The sequence below is a fragment of the Labrenzia sp. C1B70 genome, from assembly GCF_000475395.1.
GTDB classification, from domain to species: Bacteria; Pseudomonadota; Alphaproteobacteria; order Rhizobiales; family Stappiaceae; genus Roseibium; species Roseibium algicola.
Genome location: NZ_AXCE01000062.1, coordinates 435,444 through 451,106, shown reverse-complemented (window position 1 = coordinate 451,106; position 15,663 = coordinate 435,444). Strand labels below are relative to the sequence as shown.

At 59.5% G+C, this 15,663-nt stretch carries 14 protein-coding genes; 12 read left to right on the top strand and 2 right to left on the bottom strand.

Going from position 1 to position 15,663, the window contains the following annotated elements; genetic code table 11:
• Window positions 1-37 precede the first annotated feature (37 nt).
• Both Q666_RS62975 and Q666_RS62970 read right to left on the bottom strand, forming a co-directional pair.
• Window positions 38-781: a crotonase/enoyl-CoA hydratase family protein gene (locus Q666_RS62975; protein WP_200863796.1), complete on the bottom strand. Its 744-nt coding sequence runs from the start codon at window positions 779-781 to the stop codon at window positions 38-40.
• A gap of 21 nt (window positions 782-802) precedes the next feature.
• On the bottom strand, window positions 803-2,584 hold the full coding sequence (locus Q666_RS62970; protein WP_023001856.1) for an acyl-CoA dehydrogenase: 1,782 nt from the start codon (window positions 2,582-2,584) through the stop codon (window positions 803-805).
• Between the two features lie 314 nt (window positions 2,585-2,898).
• On the opposite strand from Q666_RS62970, the gene Q666_RS62965 reads away from it, so the two are divergent.
• From Q666_RS62965 to Q666_RS62915, 12 genes are all read left to right on the top strand, one after another.
• A complete protein-coding gene (locus Q666_RS62965) occupies window positions 2,899-3,894 on the top strand; it encodes an L-threonylcarbamoyladenylate synthase (protein ID WP_023001857.1) in 996 nt (331 codons plus the stop codon).
• Between the two features lie 832 nt (window positions 3,895-4,726).
• On the top strand, window positions 4,727-5,656 hold the full coding sequence (locus tag Q666_RS62960; RefSeq protein WP_031269678.1) for a histone deacetylase family protein: 930 nt from the start codon (window positions 4,727-4,729) through the stop codon (window positions 5,654-5,656).
• A gap of 139 nt (window positions 5,657-5,795) precedes the next feature.
• Entirely contained in the window at window positions 5,796-6,044 is a 249-nt protein-coding gene (locus Q666_RS62955; RefSeq protein WP_006933521.1) for an exodeoxyribonuclease VII small subunit, read from the top strand.
• A gap of 452 nt (window positions 6,045-6,496) precedes the next feature.
• Complete coding sequence (locus Q666_RS62950; RefSeq protein WP_152533464.1) at window positions 6,497-7,663, top strand: hypothetical protein; 1,167 nt, start codon at window positions 6,497-6,499, stop codon at window positions 7,661-7,663.
• Between the two features lie 387 nt (window positions 7,664-8,050).
• Window positions 8,051-9,970 (top strand): 1-deoxy-D-xylulose-5-phosphate synthase, encoded by a 1,920-nt coding sequence (dxs, locus tag Q666_RS62945; protein WP_023001860.1) that lies wholly within the window; start codon window positions 8,051-8,053, stop codon window positions 9,968-9,970.
• Between the two features lie 225 nt (window positions 9,971-10,195).
• On the top strand, window positions 10,196-11,593 hold the full coding sequence (locus Q666_RS62940) for an MFS transporter (RefSeq protein ID WP_023001861.1): 1,398 nt from the start codon (window positions 10,196-10,198) through the stop codon (window positions 11,591-11,593).
• Between the two features lie 146 nt (window positions 11,594-11,739).
• Window positions 11,740-12,078, top strand: coding sequence for a hypothetical protein (locus Q666_RS62935; RefSeq protein WP_152533463.1), 339 nt, complete (start codon window positions 11,740-11,742; stop codon window positions 12,076-12,078).
• 38 nt (window positions 12,079-12,116) lie between these two features.
• The gene (locus Q666_RS62930) at window positions 12,117-12,635 is read left to right on the top strand and encodes a copper chaperone PCu(A)C (RefSeq protein ID WP_023001863.1); all 519 of its coding nucleotides are present in this window, start codon (window positions 12,117-12,119) and stop codon (window positions 12,633-12,635) included.
• 124 nt (window positions 12,636-12,759) lie between these two features.
• Complete coding sequence (locus Q666_RS62925; RefSeq protein WP_031269681.1) at window positions 12,760-13,386, top strand: SCO family protein; 627 nt, start codon at window positions 12,760-12,762, stop codon at window positions 13,384-13,386.
• Between the two features lie 33 nt (window positions 13,387-13,419).
• On the top strand, window positions 13,420-13,548 hold the full coding sequence (locus Q666_RS66885) for a hypothetical protein (RefSeq protein ID WP_267479109.1): 129 nt from the start codon (window positions 13,420-13,422) through the stop codon (window positions 13,546-13,548).
• A gap of 7 nt (window positions 13,549-13,555) precedes the next feature.
• Window positions 13,556-14,296, top strand: coding sequence for a TlyA family RNA methyltransferase (locus Q666_RS62920; RefSeq protein WP_023001865.1), 741 nt, complete (start codon window positions 13,556-13,558; stop codon window positions 14,294-14,296).
• 127 nt (window positions 14,297-14,423) lie between these two features.
• Window positions 14,424-15,656, top strand: coding sequence for a class I SAM-dependent RNA methyltransferase (locus Q666_RS62915; protein ID WP_023001866.1), 1,233 nt, complete (start codon window positions 14,424-14,426; stop codon window positions 15,654-15,656).
• Window positions 15,657-15,663 lie beyond the last annotated feature (7 nt).

Genomic DNA, 15,663 nt, shown 5'->3' with positions numbered 1-15,663 from the left:
TTGCGGTCTGAAATTTTCTCATCCGAGCAAACGTGGCTCAGGCCTTCTTTTTCATCATGAAAGCCTGGAAGGCAGCTATCGTTTCCGGCGCACTCAGCCGGCTGGCGAAAATCCTGATTTCTTCCTCTACGCGCTCGGACAGCCGAGCTGTGTCGCCGCGCAGAAGCTTTCTGGAAAGCGCCATTGCTTCGGGCGGCTTTGCGGCGATTTCCTTCGCACAGACAAGTGCTGCCGCGTCGACGTCACCTTCGACAACCTCGTTTACCAGTCCGGCCTGTGCCGCCTTTTCGGCCGAAAAGGCGTTGCCGAGGCAGAGCAGCTCAAAGGCCCGGGCCGGCCCCATGATCTGTGGTCCGAGAAGACTGGACCCCGCCTCCGGAACAAGCCCAAGATCGACGAAGGGGGAACGGATGAGGGCGCGCGGGCTGGCAAACACCATGTCGCAATGCATCAGCAAGGTCGTGCCGACACCGATGGCGATACCGTCTATCGAGGCAACCAAAGGCTTTTCGTTGCGAACCAGAGCCCTCAGGAACCGGACGACCGGTGTTTCACCAAGTCCGGTCCTGCCGGCGTATTGCAGGAAGTCGCCAATATCGTTGCCGGCGGTAAAAACTTCCGGCAGGCCGCAAATCAGATGACAGCGAATATCCGCATCCGTGTTGCCTGTTTCCAGAGCTTCGGCGAGATCACTGTACATCTGCCCGGTCAGGGCGTTCTTCTTTTCCGGCCGGTCCAGACGCAGGGTCTGGACACCGTCTTCAAGGGACTTGCGGATCATCATCTACTCCGATCAGGCGGTTCAGGACGCCAGGGCTTCGGCGTCGAACGCCTGAATGGCTTCGGCGGACAGAAGAATATCCGACTTCAAACCGGCGGTTTCCCCCATTGTAGTTTCACAGAAACTGCGGGCAAGCAGAGTACGTTCTGACAGCCGCTGTGCCGGTTCACCTGTCGAGGCAAGCGCCCCCTTGGCAAGCAAGGCGCCGCCCAGGGTCAGCCCGGCCAGTCGCAGATAGGGCGTCGCCCCGGCCAGGGCATCGCCGACCCTGCCGTCCGCCTGCGCGCTCAGCATGAAGCTTGTTGCGTCCTCAAGATCCCGGATACTGGCCGAGAGCCGATCCGCGGTGGCACCGAATTCCGGGCGGTTGGAGGCAGCAACCTCGTCGGCCACCGTTTGCAGTTCCGCGATAAAGCCCTTGATGTGTTCACCGCCGGACAGCGGCAACTTGCGCATGACCAGGTCGATGGACTGGATACCGTTGGTGCCTTCATAAATCGGGGCGATGCGGGCGTCGCGCAGATGTTGTGCGGCGCCGGTTTCCTCGATGAAGCCCATGCCGCCATGTATCTGAATACCCAGCGAAGCAACCTCGACGCCGAAGTCGGTCGGCAGCGCCTTGGCGATCGGCGTCAGCAGGCTTGCACGCTCGTTCCAGAAGGTCTTGCCGGCTTCGTCTTCAGCAATCTTCGACATGTCGATGGCGTGGGCGCAGGCGTAACAGATGGCGCGGGCAACCTGCGTGCGCGCCTTCATGCCCAGCAGCATGCGTTTGATATCCGGGTGGCGGGCAATCGGGCTCATGCCTTCGCCGGTCTCGCCGGGAGCCCTGCCCTGCTTGCGCTCCAGCGCGTAGGCAAGCGCATGCTGATAGGCGCGCTCGGCCACGCCAAGCCCCTGAATACCGACTGCAAGGCGAGCGTTGTTCATCATCGTGAACATGCAGGCCAGACCGCGATTTTCCTCACCGACCAGCCAGCCGATGGCACCGCCCTCGTCGCCATAGACCATGGTGCAGGTGGGCGAACCGTGAATACCCATCTTGTGTTCGACACCGGCCACCTTTACGTCGTTGCGCTCGCCCAAGGAACCGTCGTCGTTGACCAGGAACTTCGGCACAAGGAACAGCGAAATGCCCTTGGTGCCTGCGGGCGCATCCGGCAGGCGCGCCAGCACCATGTGAACGATGTTGTCGGTAAGATCGTGGTCGCCGTAGGTAATGAAAATCTTCTGGCCGAAGATGCGGTAGGTGCCGTCGTCCCGACGCTCGGCCTTTGCCTTGAGCGCGTTCAGATCCGAACCGGCCTGCGGTTCGGTCAGGTTCATGGTGCCCATCCACTCGCCGGAAACCAGCTTCTCCAGGTATTTGGCCTTGAGCTCTTCCGAAGCGTGTTTTTCCATCGCCTCGATAGCGCCGATGGTCAGGGTCGGTCCGATGGCGAACGCCATTGAGCCGGAGTTCCACATTTCCAGAGCCGCCGCCGACATCATGACCGGCAGGCCCTGGCCGCCGGACTCCGGATCGGCGGTCAGGCTGTTCCAGCCTCCCTCGATCCATGCGTGATACGCTTCGCGCCACCCCGGAGGAGTAGACACCTTGCCATCGGCAAGCGGTGTGCCGTGCTTGTCGGCAACTGCATTGAGAGGCGCGATTTCCTCGGCGGCGAACCGGCCCGCCTCGGTCAGGATGGCATCGACAAGATCGTCGCCGAGTTCGGCATGACGGGCACTCTTTTGCAGGTCGGACAGACCGCAGACATGTTTCAGAGTGAAGGCAATCTCATCGACGGGTGCGCGATACATTCAGGTCCTCCCAAAACCAATTGGCTTTCGATTCTTGCCGCCGAGTGGCGGTTTTCGCTGTTCCGAGCTTGACGGCGGCAAGGCTACTCCGCAAAAGGCGCTATCGACAGCGGTTTGAAAGGACAATAGACCCGTTGACGTTAACGTCAACCCGTATCGCAGCGGCAGGTCATCGTCTTTTTGGTCAATTGCGGAAATGACATGTCCGGTCGGCTCGAGCCCTTCCGGAACTCATTGTACCGTCACTGTCGGAACCGAAATCTTCGCACATCCGGGCAGCTATCGACTGCCGGGTACGCAAGCGAGTGAGGCACATGCGGACTTGGACGCTCGACATCGCGGCACCTGACTGGAAGGAAGCACCTGAAGCAGATGCGGTGTGCGCTGCGCTGATGGCGGGTGACCTTGTGGCGGTGCCGACCGAAACCGTTTACGGCCTTGCCGCCGATGCCACCAACGGCACGGCTTGTGCGAAGATATTTGCCGCCAAGGGCAGGCCCCAGTTCAATCCGCTCATCTCCCACGTCCAGACGCTGGATGCAGCACTGGAACATGGTGTTTTCGACGAACGCGCACTTGCACTGGCTGAAGCCTTCTGGCCCGGCCCCTTGACGCTGGTCGTGCCCAAACGCCCGGCCTCCCCGATTTCCGATCTGGCCACTGCCGGACTTCAGACTGTTGCGCTTCGGGTGCCGGTCGGTCCGGTGATGCGATTTCTGGCAGAAAAGACCGGCAGGCCTCTCGCCGCGCCAAGCGCAAACCGCTCGGGCAAGATCAGTCCGACGCGCGCAGAGGACGTCGTTGCCGATCTCGGCCTTTCGCTCAGCTTCGTCATTGATGCGGGCGCTTGTGCCGTCGGTATAGAATCCACCATTGTCGGCCTGGTTGACGGCACACCGCGCCTGTTGCGGCCAGGAGGCCTTGCTCGCGAGGACATCGAACGAGTACTTGGCCAATCGCTGCAAGGCGCGAGCCCCGACATGCGGCCGGACGCTCCCGCGGCCCCCGGCATGTTGACGTCTCACTATGCCCCCGACGCTGCGATGATACTGAACGCCAGCGAGGTGAACGCCGCAGACGGACTGCTCTCCTTCGGGGCTGATCGTTTGCCAGGAGCTGATCGTGCACAGGCTGAATTCAACCTGAGCCCGGCAAGTGACCTTGCCGAAGCTGCCGCAAATCTGTTTCGCGCCATGCGATTTCTGGACGCCAAGGGTGTCCGCGTCATCAAGGTGCAGTTTATCCCCAGCTTTGGATTGGGCGAAGCGATCAACGATCGGCTGCGCCGTGCGGCAGCACCGCGCGACTGACCCCGATCAACACTTGCGATGGAATGAGCCGGCTAAATTCATCCGGCAATGTTTTGGCGCATTCTTCGGCACCAAAACAAAAGGCCTTAAAAAACAGCAACTCGGAAGCAGGCGCTAAAATTCAAGCTGAATCCGGATCGCCTTAAGTTAACCGAAAAGAGACGCAAGTTTCCGCTTTAACGGACAAGCAACCGTCGCCTTCGCAACTCGATTTTGGTTAAGCAAATCATACAATATCTATCGAGATACGACCCTCTACTGCAAACTTATCAACACCATGCCCCAAATGGATTACGGTAAAAAGCTCGCATTCCCTTACTGGAATCACGTAGTTTAAGAATCAGATTTGAGATGCAGCGGACCTCCCCTCGGGCATTGCGGTGCTCGCACCTCGGTAAGGGCCGGCAAAGAGCCGGCCCCCTTTTTTTGACCCTCCTTTTCCATGACCCAAGTCCGATCAGCCGAAGTTGAAGCCGGCACACCGGGACGCGTGCGACACTCGCCCAGTCAGCTGCCTCACGTACGACACCTGCCTCAAACGCACTCAACGCGGTGGCGAAAGTTTTCAAGCGAAGTTCAAGAGAATTCCCAGTTCAGACTTAAGCCACCTCTCCCGCGATGCGGGACAAGCCCCATGTGGAACCGGTATCGGGGTCCAAGTTCAGTCTGACCTGACTTTCTCAAATGCCCGCCCGAACTCCCGGCTTCCCTTTCCGCGGCTCACCAATTTTGCCGCAGTCGTTATTCCAATGCGGGAATTGACAGCCTGTCCGGCAACCGTTCTGATGCAGAGCCGACAAAAGATAACAATCGACCTTCCGGAAACGCCCCCTTGTCTACCTTGCTTCTGCATCATTCGTCCTATCTCGACCACCTGACACCCGTGGGGCATCCGGAGCGACCGGACCGAATCCGGGCGATCGACAGGATTCTGGAGCACGAAAAATTCCAGTCCGTGGAACGCGACCTCGCTCCCATGGGAACCGTTGAGGACATCGCCCGCGCCCACCCGATGAGCTACGTCGACCAGATCCACCGGCTCGCGCCGGCGGAAGGAACAGCCCGGGTTGATGCGGACACCACCATGTCGCCCGGCACCTGGGAAGCAGCGCTTCGCGGCGTTGGCGGTGCATGCCGTGCGGTCGACGAGGTCTTGACGAAAAAGGTCAACAACGCCTTTTCCGCCTCGCGCCCACCTGGCCACCACGCGGAAAAAGACCGCGCCATGGGCTTCTGCTTTTTCAACAATGCAGCGGTCGCCGCGCGTTATGCGCAGGCAAAGTTCGGACTGGAGCGGGTGGCCATCGTCGATTTCGACGTTCACCACGGCAACGGCACGCAGGACATTTTCTGGGACGATCCCACGGTAATGTATTGCTCCACCCACCAGATGCCGCTCTATCCGGGCTCGGGGGCCGCCTCGGAGACCGGAGAAGCCAACACGATCGTGAATGCACCTCTGGCCCCGGGGGAGGATGGAACCGGCTTCAAGGAAGCGTTCGAAGTCCTGTTGCTTCCTCGCCTCAATCACTTCGCGCCGGAGCTGGTCATCATTTCCGCAGGTTTCGATGCGCACATGCGCGACCCGCTTGGGGGCCTTAATCTTGTCGAAGCCGACTTTGCCTGGGCAACGCGGGCGCTGATGGACGTTGCCGATGCCCATAGCAACGGTCACCTGATCTCCGTCCTTGAAGGCGGATACGATCTCGAGGGCCTGGCGCGATCGGTCGCAGCCCATGTCATGACGTTGATGACGGGTTAAACGATCCCGCTTCGGCGCAGCAAGTCCGAAAAGCACGGGGATGACCGTCTGAAGGCCCAAATGAAACCTTGACCTTCGGCCCTCAGACCGCAAGTTTCCCTCAAGACCAGATGCCATCCAGACAAACGGGATCCGACCGATGACCGATGCTGCCAACGATATTGCCGGCCTTTCCTTTGAAGAAGCGCTGAAGCAGTTGGAAACCATTGTGCGGGAACTCGAGCAGGGGAACGTACCGCTGGAGCGAAGCATCGACATGTACGAGCGCGGTGATGCGCTGCGCAAACATTGCGACACACTCCTGAAATCGGCGGAAGCCAAGGTCGAGAAGATCCAACTGGGTCAAAATGGCGAAGCCAGCGGCACCGAAGCACTCGACCCGCAGTAATCCGACTAGGGCATTTTCCAGTTCGACCAGACGCCATACCGTCAGATCGCGATCAGCTCCCCTTATACGTGGCCTGTTCGGCCGACAGAGGCGCTTAGCTTACGTCAAACCTCATCGTCTTGACCGGCTTGCGACTGCTCAATCGCCAACCGGAATGTCGCCGGCATTGCGAGCGCGTCGCCTCGTTGATGTGTCGGCCGCCTTTATCGAGAAGACGGCGTCAACTGCGGCCAATCCACCAGCACAAGCCAGCATCCACTGTATTCATTTTGAAGTAAGCCCAAGTTCCACCCATATTCTGACATAATAAATTTCATACTATTCAACGATCATTCGACCACGCGTACCCTAGGTTACCATTGGCAGATTTATTGCAATTTATTCGATAAGTTGATAAAAATATTGTCAAAATAGAGCCTCGACAATGTAATCATTAATAGACACAGCAGAGCATGCCGGCACTCAGCCAACGCGACCACATAGAACTACTTATGCGGATGCTCAAGCGTCCGCTACAACCTGAAGGTTGGCCCCCAGTACTGAACTTCATCGACGGCAAACTGAACTGCAGAACCTTTCTTGCCGAATACGATGGAGACGGGACACCGTTAAGGTCCCTTGGCGGCGAAGACCAGGCCAGAGAGCTCGCGACCCTTTTTAGCCGCATTGAAACGGTGAGCGGCAACTCCGCATTTGAGTTCCTGCTCACCGAAGCCTCCCCGCTCTACCCCTATTCAAAGACATCCCTGGCGAACCATCGACAGACGACATCCGCCCCCGCCACCGGATCGCAGGAAACTTCGCACTCAGATGCGAATATGGCAGACAACTGGCTGAAAAATGCTCCCGGGCTGATTACCCCAGTCAGGCGCACTGCACACTCTTCCGTCCTGTTTGGCTGTCTTTTCAGAGGATACAGCACCGAAAGGATTGACGCGGACCGGGCCAGCGCGACCTTTCACACCCTCGTCAGTGCGCTGCTGCCCGCACTCGATCTGCACTTCCAACTGGAAAAACAACGGCTCGAAAACCAGCTCCAGGAATTGATGCTTTTGGAACAGGAGAGCGCTGCGGTTCTTGTCGACGCTAACCGGGTGATACTTGCCGAAACGTCAGAAGGGTTGGAAAGGTTGAACGAACTGGATATCGCCGTCCGTCGGCAGCGGCACCTGGCGATCAACAGCAGACGCCTTGAGATTGCCCTGCAGGCACAACTGGCGACTTTCGAAGACGGCGGCATCGCAGACCCGACAAGCGTCCTTTTTTGTCCCGCACCGGAGAGCGGGCTTGTCTGCCGGGTGTCACTGGAGACCGTTTCGTGCCCGGGCCTGCCGCCGGACGCCTGCGCACAACCTTTGTTTTTAATCCGCACGACAACATCAAAAGACCCTCCGGAAGAGGTCGAAATTTGCCTTCAGGATCACTACGAACTTTCACATTCCGAAGCACGTCTGGCCTGGCATCTGACCATGACCGGTGCACTGAGCACCACGATCCAGGATCTCGGCATCACGCAGAACACTGCAAAAACACATCTGCGACGGATATACGAAAAGACCGGAGCGCACACACAACTTCAACTCGCACGGCTCGTCCACCGGATCGCCCGCCTGTTTTGAAAGTACTCAGGAACGCAGAATTTTGTGTTGAAGCCAGTTGCTACCACTATTGTTTCAGCAACCGGAAAGCGGCCAACGCACAAAAAAATGGAGCCGTGGATTACGACTCCCAGTTGATCACTGTGCACGTGGCCCCATCGACCACACCCATTCCCTAGGCCAGTTCCAAATGCTTTGCATCACCCAATGGGGTGATTGCGCGTATTTTCACTAAAAATTGCACGGTTTCTGCCAAACACCGTCTTAGTTCTTTTGAGGCAAAGGCGTGGTAAATTTTCGACCGAAATCATGAGGCCAATTTGGCGCATACCCCTGCCCGATTTGCGCCCTATATCCGGTTGGTGTATGCCTGCCCGCCATGTTTCAAATCGTGGAGCTATCTCCAGAGTGACTTCCAAGCTCGATACCCCGCTTCTTGACAAGGTCAAGTCCCCGGCCGATCTGCGCCTGCTCGATGAAAGCGAACTCAAGCAGCTCGCCGAAGAGTTGCGTGCGGAAACGATTGACGCTGTGTCGATTACTGGCGGACACCTGGGCGCCGGGCTTGGCGTCGTGGAACTTACTGTCGCGCTGCACTACGTGTTCAACACGCCGGAAGACAAGCTCATCTGGGACGTCGGCCATCAGTGCTATCCGCACAAGATCCTGACGGAACGCCGCGACCGCATTCGCACGCTTCGCCAAGGCGATGGCCTGTCCGGCTTCACGAAACGCGCCGAAAGCGACTTTGACCCGTTTGGTGCAGCTCATTCCTCGACGTCGATCTCGGCAGGCCTCGGCATGGCCGCCGGACGGGATCTGAAGGGCGGAAACAATAACGTCATAGCGGTGATCGGTGACGGCGCCATGTCCGCCGGCATGGCCTACGAGGCAATGAACAACGCCGGCCATCTCGGCTCTCGCCTCATCGTCATCCTGAACGACAACGACATGTCCATTGCGCCGCCGGTCGGCGCCATGTCCGCCTATCTGGCCAGGCTCGTTTCAGGCCCGACCTACCAGACCCTGCGCGATGCGGCCAAGAACCTGGTGAAGAACCTGCCCAAACCCATGTTCGAAAAGGCGGCTCGGGCTGAAGAATATGCCCGCGGGTTCTGGACGGGCGGTACGCTGTTCGAGGAACTCGGCTTCTATTATGTCGGTCCGGTGGACGGTCATAACCTGGAACACCTGCTGCCTGTTCTGAAGAATGTCCGCGACACCCACCATGGCCCGATCCTGATCCATGCGGTCACGCAGAAAGGCAAGGGTTATGCTCCTGCCGAAGGGGCGAAGGACAAGTATCACGGCGTTGCAAAGTTTGATGTCGTCACCGGCAAGCAGTCCAAGCCGAAGGCCAATGCGCCCAGCTACACCAACGTCTTTGCGACGTCCTTGATCAAGGAAGCGGAAACGGACGAAAAGGTGGTCGCGATTACAGCTGCCATGCCGGACGGCACAGGCCTTGATCTGTTCGGCGAAGCCTATCCGAAACGCACCTTCGACGTTGGTATCGCCGAACAGCACGCGGTCACTTTTGCTGCGGGTCTTGCGACCGAAGGCTTCAAGCCCTTCTGCGCGATTTACTCCACGTTCCTGCAGCGCGCCTATGATCAGGTTGTCCACGATGTGGCGATTCAGGGTCTGCCGGTGCGTTTCCCGATTGACCGTGCAGGCCTCGTTGGTGCGGATGGCCCGACCCATGCCGGCGCTTTCGACACCGCTTTCCTGACCTGCCTTCCCGGCTTTGTCGTCATGGCGGCTTCGGACGAAGTGGAGCTGCGCCACATGGTGGCAACTGCCGTTGCCTATGACGAAGGCCCGATCTCCTTCCGCTATCCTCGCGGCGAAGGTGTCGGCCTGGAGATGCCGGAACGCGGCAGCGTGCTTGAAATCGGCAAGGGGGTCATCCGCAGGGAGGGCACCAAGGTTGCCCTTCTCAACTTCGGTGGCCGCATGAGCGAATGCCTCAAGGCTGCGGACGAACTGGATGCGGCCGGTCTTTCGACCACAGTCGCAGATGCCCGCTTCGCAAAGCCGCTCGACATGGACATGATCCGCCGTCTTGCCCGCGAGCATGAAGTTCTCGTGATGATCGAAGAAGGTTCCGCTGGTGGTTTCGGCAGCCATGTGCTGACCCGGCTTGCCGAGGAAGGCTTGCTGGACAACGGACTGAAAGTGCGGGCCCTTGCCTTGCCGGATGCCTATCTCGACCACGACAAGCCGGACCTGATGTATGCCCGGGCTGGCCTCACCTGCGACGGCATCCTGAAGACCGTCTTCACCGCACTCGGAACGGCCTCCGTCAGCGCGCCGCAACGCGCCTGACCGGTCTTCAGGCTACCGGCTCCAGCATGCGACATGCTGCAATGGACAAAGTCGATTGGGGAGCGGGTTTCAAACCTGATTGACACAGGCCGCCATACCTGAAAAGGCTGGTCGAAAGAAACAGACGCGTCGGATCAATCCGGCGCTTTTGTTTTATTTCTGGAGCACGATACCAGCCGCGACGCTTCTGTTGGAGCTGCGGCGATCCATCGTCAGGATGCAGCCATGGCTCAGACCCTTCTTTCCGTGTCCGCTCTCTTGTTGTCCGTTGCCCTGCTCATATTCGGGCACGGTCTGCAGACGACACTGCTGCCGCTGGCCGCCGAACGGTTTTACTTTACCGACTTCGAAATCGGTCTGGTCTCTTCGGCCTATTTCTTCGGCATGGTGCTTGGCTGTCTCGGCGCGCCTCTGGTGATCATGCGGGCCGGGCACATTCGCGCCTTTGCCGCACTTGTTTCGCTGATGTCGGCCGCCGCAATCCTGCATCCCGTGCTCATCGATCCCTACGCCTGGATGATCATCCGCATGATCTCCGGTTTCAGCCTTGCCGGCTTCTACATGATCGTCGAAAGCTGGCTCAACGAAAGCGCGTCCAACGAGAACCGCGGCACGGTGATGTCGTTCTACATCGTGATCCTGTTCGGCGCCCTGATGCTGGGCCAGATATCGATCGCGTCGATGAATATTGCCGATTTCATCCCCTTCGCGATTGCCTCGGTGATGGTGTCCCTTGCGGTGATGCCCGTATCGCTGACCACCTCGACCCAACCTGCGCCGATCACGCTGGTGCGGTTCCAGCCCGTCAAGCTCTACAAGAACTCCCCTGCCGCCTTCATCGGCGTGCTGTTTATCGGCAGTTCGCAAGGCGCCCTGCTGACGCTGTCTTCGCTCTATGGGTCCCAGATCGGCCTCTCGACCAAGGAAGCCGCCTTTTATGCGGCAGCCATCGTCGGCGGCGGGCTTATCGCACAGTGGCCGGTTGGGCGTTTGTCCGACCGCATTGACCGGCGTCTTGTGATCGCAGGGCTGGGGATCGCAACCGCTGCCGTCTCGGCTGCTATCGTGTTCTTCTCGCCGAAGGACTTCACGGTTGCCATACTGAGCGCCGTGGCCATGGGCATGGTCGTCCAACCGCTTTATGCAATCGCGGTTGCGCACGCCTTCGACCACGCGGCAGCGGAAGACTTTGTCGCCACGTCGTCCGGCATGCTGCTGTCGTTCGGTATCGGATCGATCATCGGGCCGCTGGCCGCCTCGATGATCATGAGCAACACCGGCCCGTCCGGGCTCTACATCATGATCATCGGTTCGAATATCCTGATGGTGATCTTCATCCTTGCCCGCGTCCTGACCCGTCAGGCACCGACAGCGGAAGAAAAGACCGACTTCGAATACGCCTCCACGGCACAGGTCGGTTCGGTTATCTCGGCTGAACCGCTGGATGCAGCAGCAGAAGAATACGTCATCGCGCCTGAAGATTTTCCCGCCTACGAAGACGACATCTATAATTTCGAATCGTCAACCGAAGCAGAGGCAGAGGAAAACAACGCGTCTGCTGAAGGCACCGAAACAGAAGAAGCGCCGGATGCGACTGCAGACAAGACAACTCCAAAGAGCTGACACCGCCACGCCGCGGGTGACAGGCGTCAGCCCATGCACCTGCGCGGTTTCGCCCCTCGACACGGCATTGCAACCAGCTTATAGCCGCTAGCATGAATGCGCGCGTCACAAAGCTGCAACAGCTGAGGCAGGAGCGCCACCCTTTGGTGGCGCTGGCAACCCTTGCCTTTGCAATGCGGCTTGTTCTGCTGGTTCTCGCCAGCGCACTGACGCCGGACGCAGCTGTTGCCGCGGGCCTTACCAGTCTCTGCCAGCCCTCCGGGCAGGAACAAAGCCTTCCTGGTCCGCACAACCCGCTGACCTGCCAATGCGGCCCGGTCTGCGCTCATGGCTGCGCTATCGCGCCCTGCCTTGCGAGTGCTTTCGCCCCTCTGAACCTGTCACCCGAGATTTCCGCCACTGAACGTGTTCCGGCAGGGCAACAGGCTGTGCTGGCGCCTCCTCATCGAGCCACCGCCATCAGGGCTCCTCCTTCCTTGATCTGAAAGAATTTTCAACTTCTCAGACCTCAAGGAATAGCATTATGAAACTCTGGAAATCCGTTGCGGCTGCAGCCGCCCTTTCGCTTGTCTCCCTGTCCGCCCTTGCTAGTGACTACAAGGTTGGTGAACTTACGCTGACCCAACCGTGGACCCGCGCGACACCGCCCAAAGCAAAGGCCGGTGGCGGTTTCGTCGAGATCGTCAATAACGGCACCGACACAGACCGCCTTGTCGCGGTCAGTTCTGATGTTGCCGCCAAGGTGGAAATCCACGAGATGGCAGTCACTGACGGCGTGATGAAAATGCGCAAGATGGAAAATGGCATCGACATCCCGGCCGGCGAAACGGTTGCACTTCAACCGGGCGGCTTCCACATCATGTTCATGGGCCTGAACCAATCCTTCGAAGAAGGCACCAGCATTCCGGTTGTCCTGACCTTCGAAAAGGCCGGAGACGTTGCCATTGAACTTCCTGTTGCCAAGATGGGCGCCAAGGCACCTGATGGTGAAGCTGCGCATGGTGCGATGGACCATAGCAAGATGGATCACGGCAAGAACTAAGCCCCGTCAGCGGGCGCTGTCTCGGTGAAGAGGCAACGCCCGGCAATTTCTTTTCCAAGCGTCAGAGCCGCCAGCCCGTCTCGAAGCCGGCACTGAAGGCTCTGGCCAAAGCAGGACGAAACCGATGTCTGGTTTGAAACTCTTCCGGTACGTGGCCTGGGCTGCCGTTGCCGTGCTCGCTGTCGTGTCCGGTGTTCTGGTCTATCAGCAGACTGCCGGCAACAAGGGTACCGGTGCCTTGATCGAGCCGCTTGCGGCCATTGGCGGCCCGTTCGAACTTGTCAGCGGCACCGGCGAAACGGTGACCGACGAGACCTTCTCCACCAAGCCGACAGTGATGTTCTTCGGCTTCACCTTCTGTCCGGACGTCTGCCCGACCACGCTTTCCGAACTTCAGGGCTGGATGGCCGAACTCGGACCGGATGCGGACAAGCTCAACTATGCTTTCGTCACCGTGGATCCGGAACGCGATACGCCCGAAGTCATGCGTGACTATGTCTGGGCATTCGACAAGCGTATCGTTCCACTGACCGGTTCGCGGGACCAGATCGATGCGATGCTGAAGGCCTATCGGGTCTATTCCAAGAAGGTGCCACTTGACGATGGCGACTATACGATGGACCATTCCGCTGCCGTCTACCTGATGAGCGCCGACAACAAGTTCGTCGGAACCATTGCCTATGGTGAGGCGGAGGAAAATGCCCTGAAGAAGCTGCGCAGGCTGATCGACAACGCGCCTGCCTCTTCCTGAGGCGATAGCTGGAGCAAGCCGGACACGATGCGCATGCCGCTGTTCATGGGACTGACCGCCGGCGCGACGGGCCTCGTCGCGCTTTCGGCGTTTCTGTGGCTGTACGCCGGTGAGCGGGTTTATGCCGACCGCCTGATCTCGGCAATCGCCGGCTGCTTCTGAAGGCTGCATGTCCAAACAACGCCTCGACCAGCATCTTGTCGATACGGGTGTCTTTCCGAGCCGCGCACGGGCGCGTGACGCAATCCTGCGCGGAACGGTGAGCGTCGATGGTCATCTATGCACCAAACCGGCGCAGAAGACTTCGGCGGACGCCAGCATCACGGTTGAAGATCCCGCTTCCGGTTATGTCAGCCGGGCCGCGCTGAAGCTGATCGAAGGCCTCGACCGGTTCACGGTCGACCCCGCAGGCCGGATCTGCCTCGATATCGGCGCGTCCACAGGCGGATTTACCCAGGTTCTGCTGGAACGTGGGGCCAACAAGGTTCACGCCATCGATGTCGGGCATGGTCAGTTGCACGACAGTCTGCGATCAGACCCGAAGGTGACCGCGCGCGACGGCCTCAACGCCCGGGACCTGACCTTACAGGACCTTGGAGGAGACGCCCCGGCGCTGCTTGTCTCGGATGTCAGCTTCATCTCGCTAAAGCTTGCCCTTCCTCCCGCTCTTGCGCTGGCTGCACCGGGTGCTGAAGGCGTCTTTCTGGTGAAGCCGCAATTCGAGGCGGGCAAGGACAATATCGGCAAAGGCGGTCTGGTCGATCCGGCAATTGCCGAAGAGACCGCAAAATCCCTGCAAGCATGGCTGGGCACCGTTCCCGGCTGGCAGGCAGGCGACCTCGTCCCCTCGCCGGTCAAGGGTGGTGACGGCAATGCGGAATGGCTGCTCTACGGAAAGAAAGCCGACTGAGGGCTGTCGCCTTTCATCTCCTTCGACGTCTGGTGAAAGCGCAAAAGCCTGTTTCCATCAAGGGAGCGGAAAGCACGTCCCATGATCAAGACTTGCCCAAACCCCTACTTGGCGTTATCGCTCGCCCATGAGCGAGAGAGAGATTGAAATCACCACGCTCGGTCACCGCGGCGACGGCGTTGCCGAGACGGAGACCGGGCCGATCTACGTGGCCGGGGCCCTGCCCGGGGAAATCGTCCGGGCGAAAGTCGTGGACGGGCGCGCCCAAAAGCCTGTGATCGAAAAGCCGTCACCGGACCGGGTCGAACCCGTGTGCCGTCATTACTCCGCCTGCGGCGGCTGTTCCGTACAGCACCTTGCGGAAGAGCCATACCTTGTCTGGAAAAGCGGGCTGGTCGAAAAGGCCTTGCGCGACCGTGGCATCGAGACCGAAGTTTCCGGAACGATAGCTGCGACCATGGGAGGTCGCCGCCGGGCTGTATTGACGGCCACCCGCGCCGGACGCCACACCTTGCTCGGTTACCATGAAAAGGCCAGCCACAGGCTGGTCGATATCGCCGAATGCCCGGTGCTCGACCCGGTCATCGTTGAAGCGCTGCCCGGCCTCAAGTCCCTTGCCTCGGAAGTGCTGCCGAAAAAGGGTGAACTGCGGATGACCGTCCTGGTAACGACCACCGGTCTGGATGTGGCTCTCGACAAGGCCGACAAGGGGTACGAGCGCAAGATCCCTGCCCTGTCGCAAAAGGTCGTCGATCAGAACCTTGCGCGGCTTTCGGTCAACGGTGAAGTCATTCTGGAGTTGCGCCCGCCGCTGCTCGACATGGGCGGCATCGGCATTGTTGCCGCGCCCGGCGGGTTTGCCCAGGCGACACTGGCGGCGGAACATGCACTTTCCAAGCTGGTAATTGACGGTGTCGGCAAGGCCAAGACAATTGCAGATCTCTTTTCCGGTGCCGGCACATTCGCGCTCAGGCTCGGCCGACAGGCAAATGTGCATGCGGTCGAAGGCGATGCTGCGGCACTGGCCGCCTTTGACAAGGCCCTGCGCAGACCCCAAGGCCTGAAGAAGGTGACGTTTGAACGGCGAGACCTGTCACGCAGGCCGCTGGTGAAGGAAGAGCTGGAGCCTTACGACGCCGTGGTTTTCGACCCGCCGCGCGCAGGCGCTCAAGCCCAGGCAGAGCAACTGGCGCTATCCAAGGTCAAGACGATTGTTGCCGTCTCCTGCAATCCGGCGACGCTTGCCCGGGATCTGCGCATCCTGCTCGACGGCGGCTACGTGCTGCAAAGCGTCACACCGGTGGACCAGTTCCACTATTCGCCCCATATTGAAGCAGTGGCGGTGTTGACCAGACCTTGATCAGGGA

What these genes read in the sequence shown, in the direction of transcription:
- Q666_RS66885 (WP_267479109.1), top strand. Translation starts at nt 13,420, where the DNA reads ATGCCGCTGTTCATGGGACTGACCGCCGGCGCGACGGGCCTCGTCGCG.
- Q666_RS62925 (WP_031269681.1), top strand. Translation starts at nt 12,760, where the DNA reads ATGTCTGGTTTGAAACTCTTCCGGTACGTGGCCTGGGCTGCCGTTGCC.
- Q666_RS62915 (WP_023001866.1), top strand. Translation starts at nt 14,424, where the DNA reads ATGAGCGAGAGAGAGATTGAAATCACCACGCTCGGTCACCGCGGCGAC.
- Q666_RS62950 (WP_152533464.1), top strand. Translation starts at nt 6,497, where the DNA reads ATGCCGGCACTCAGCCAACGCGACCACATAGAACTACTTATGCGGATG.
- Q666_RS62955 (WP_006933521.1), top strand. Translation starts at nt 5,796, where the DNA reads ATGACCGATGCTGCCAACGATATTGCCGGCCTTTCCTTTGAAGAAGCG.
- Q666_RS62975 (WP_200863796.1), bottom strand. Translation starts at nt 781, where the DNA reads ATGATCCGCAAGTCCCTTGAAGACGGTGTCCAGACCCTGCGTCTGGAC.
- Q666_RS62940 (WP_023001861.1), top strand. Translation starts at nt 10,196, where the DNA reads ATGGCTCAGACCCTTCTTTCCGTGTCCGCTCTCTTGTTGTCCGTTGCC.
- Q666_RS62970 (WP_023001856.1), bottom strand. Translation starts at nt 2,584, where the DNA reads ATGTATCGCGCACCCGTCGATGAGATTGCCTTCACTCTGAAACATGTC.
- Q666_RS62920 (WP_023001865.1), top strand. Translation starts at nt 13,556, where the DNA reads ATGTCCAAACAACGCCTCGACCAGCATCTTGTCGATACGGGTGTCTTT.
- Q666_RS62965 (WP_023001857.1), top strand. Translation starts at nt 2,899, where the DNA reads ATGCGGACTTGGACGCTCGACATCGCGGCACCTGACTGGAAGGAAGCA.
- Q666_RS62930 (WP_023001863.1), top strand. Translation starts at nt 12,117, where the DNA reads ATGAAACTCTGGAAATCCGTTGCGGCTGCAGCCGCCCTTTCGCTTGTC.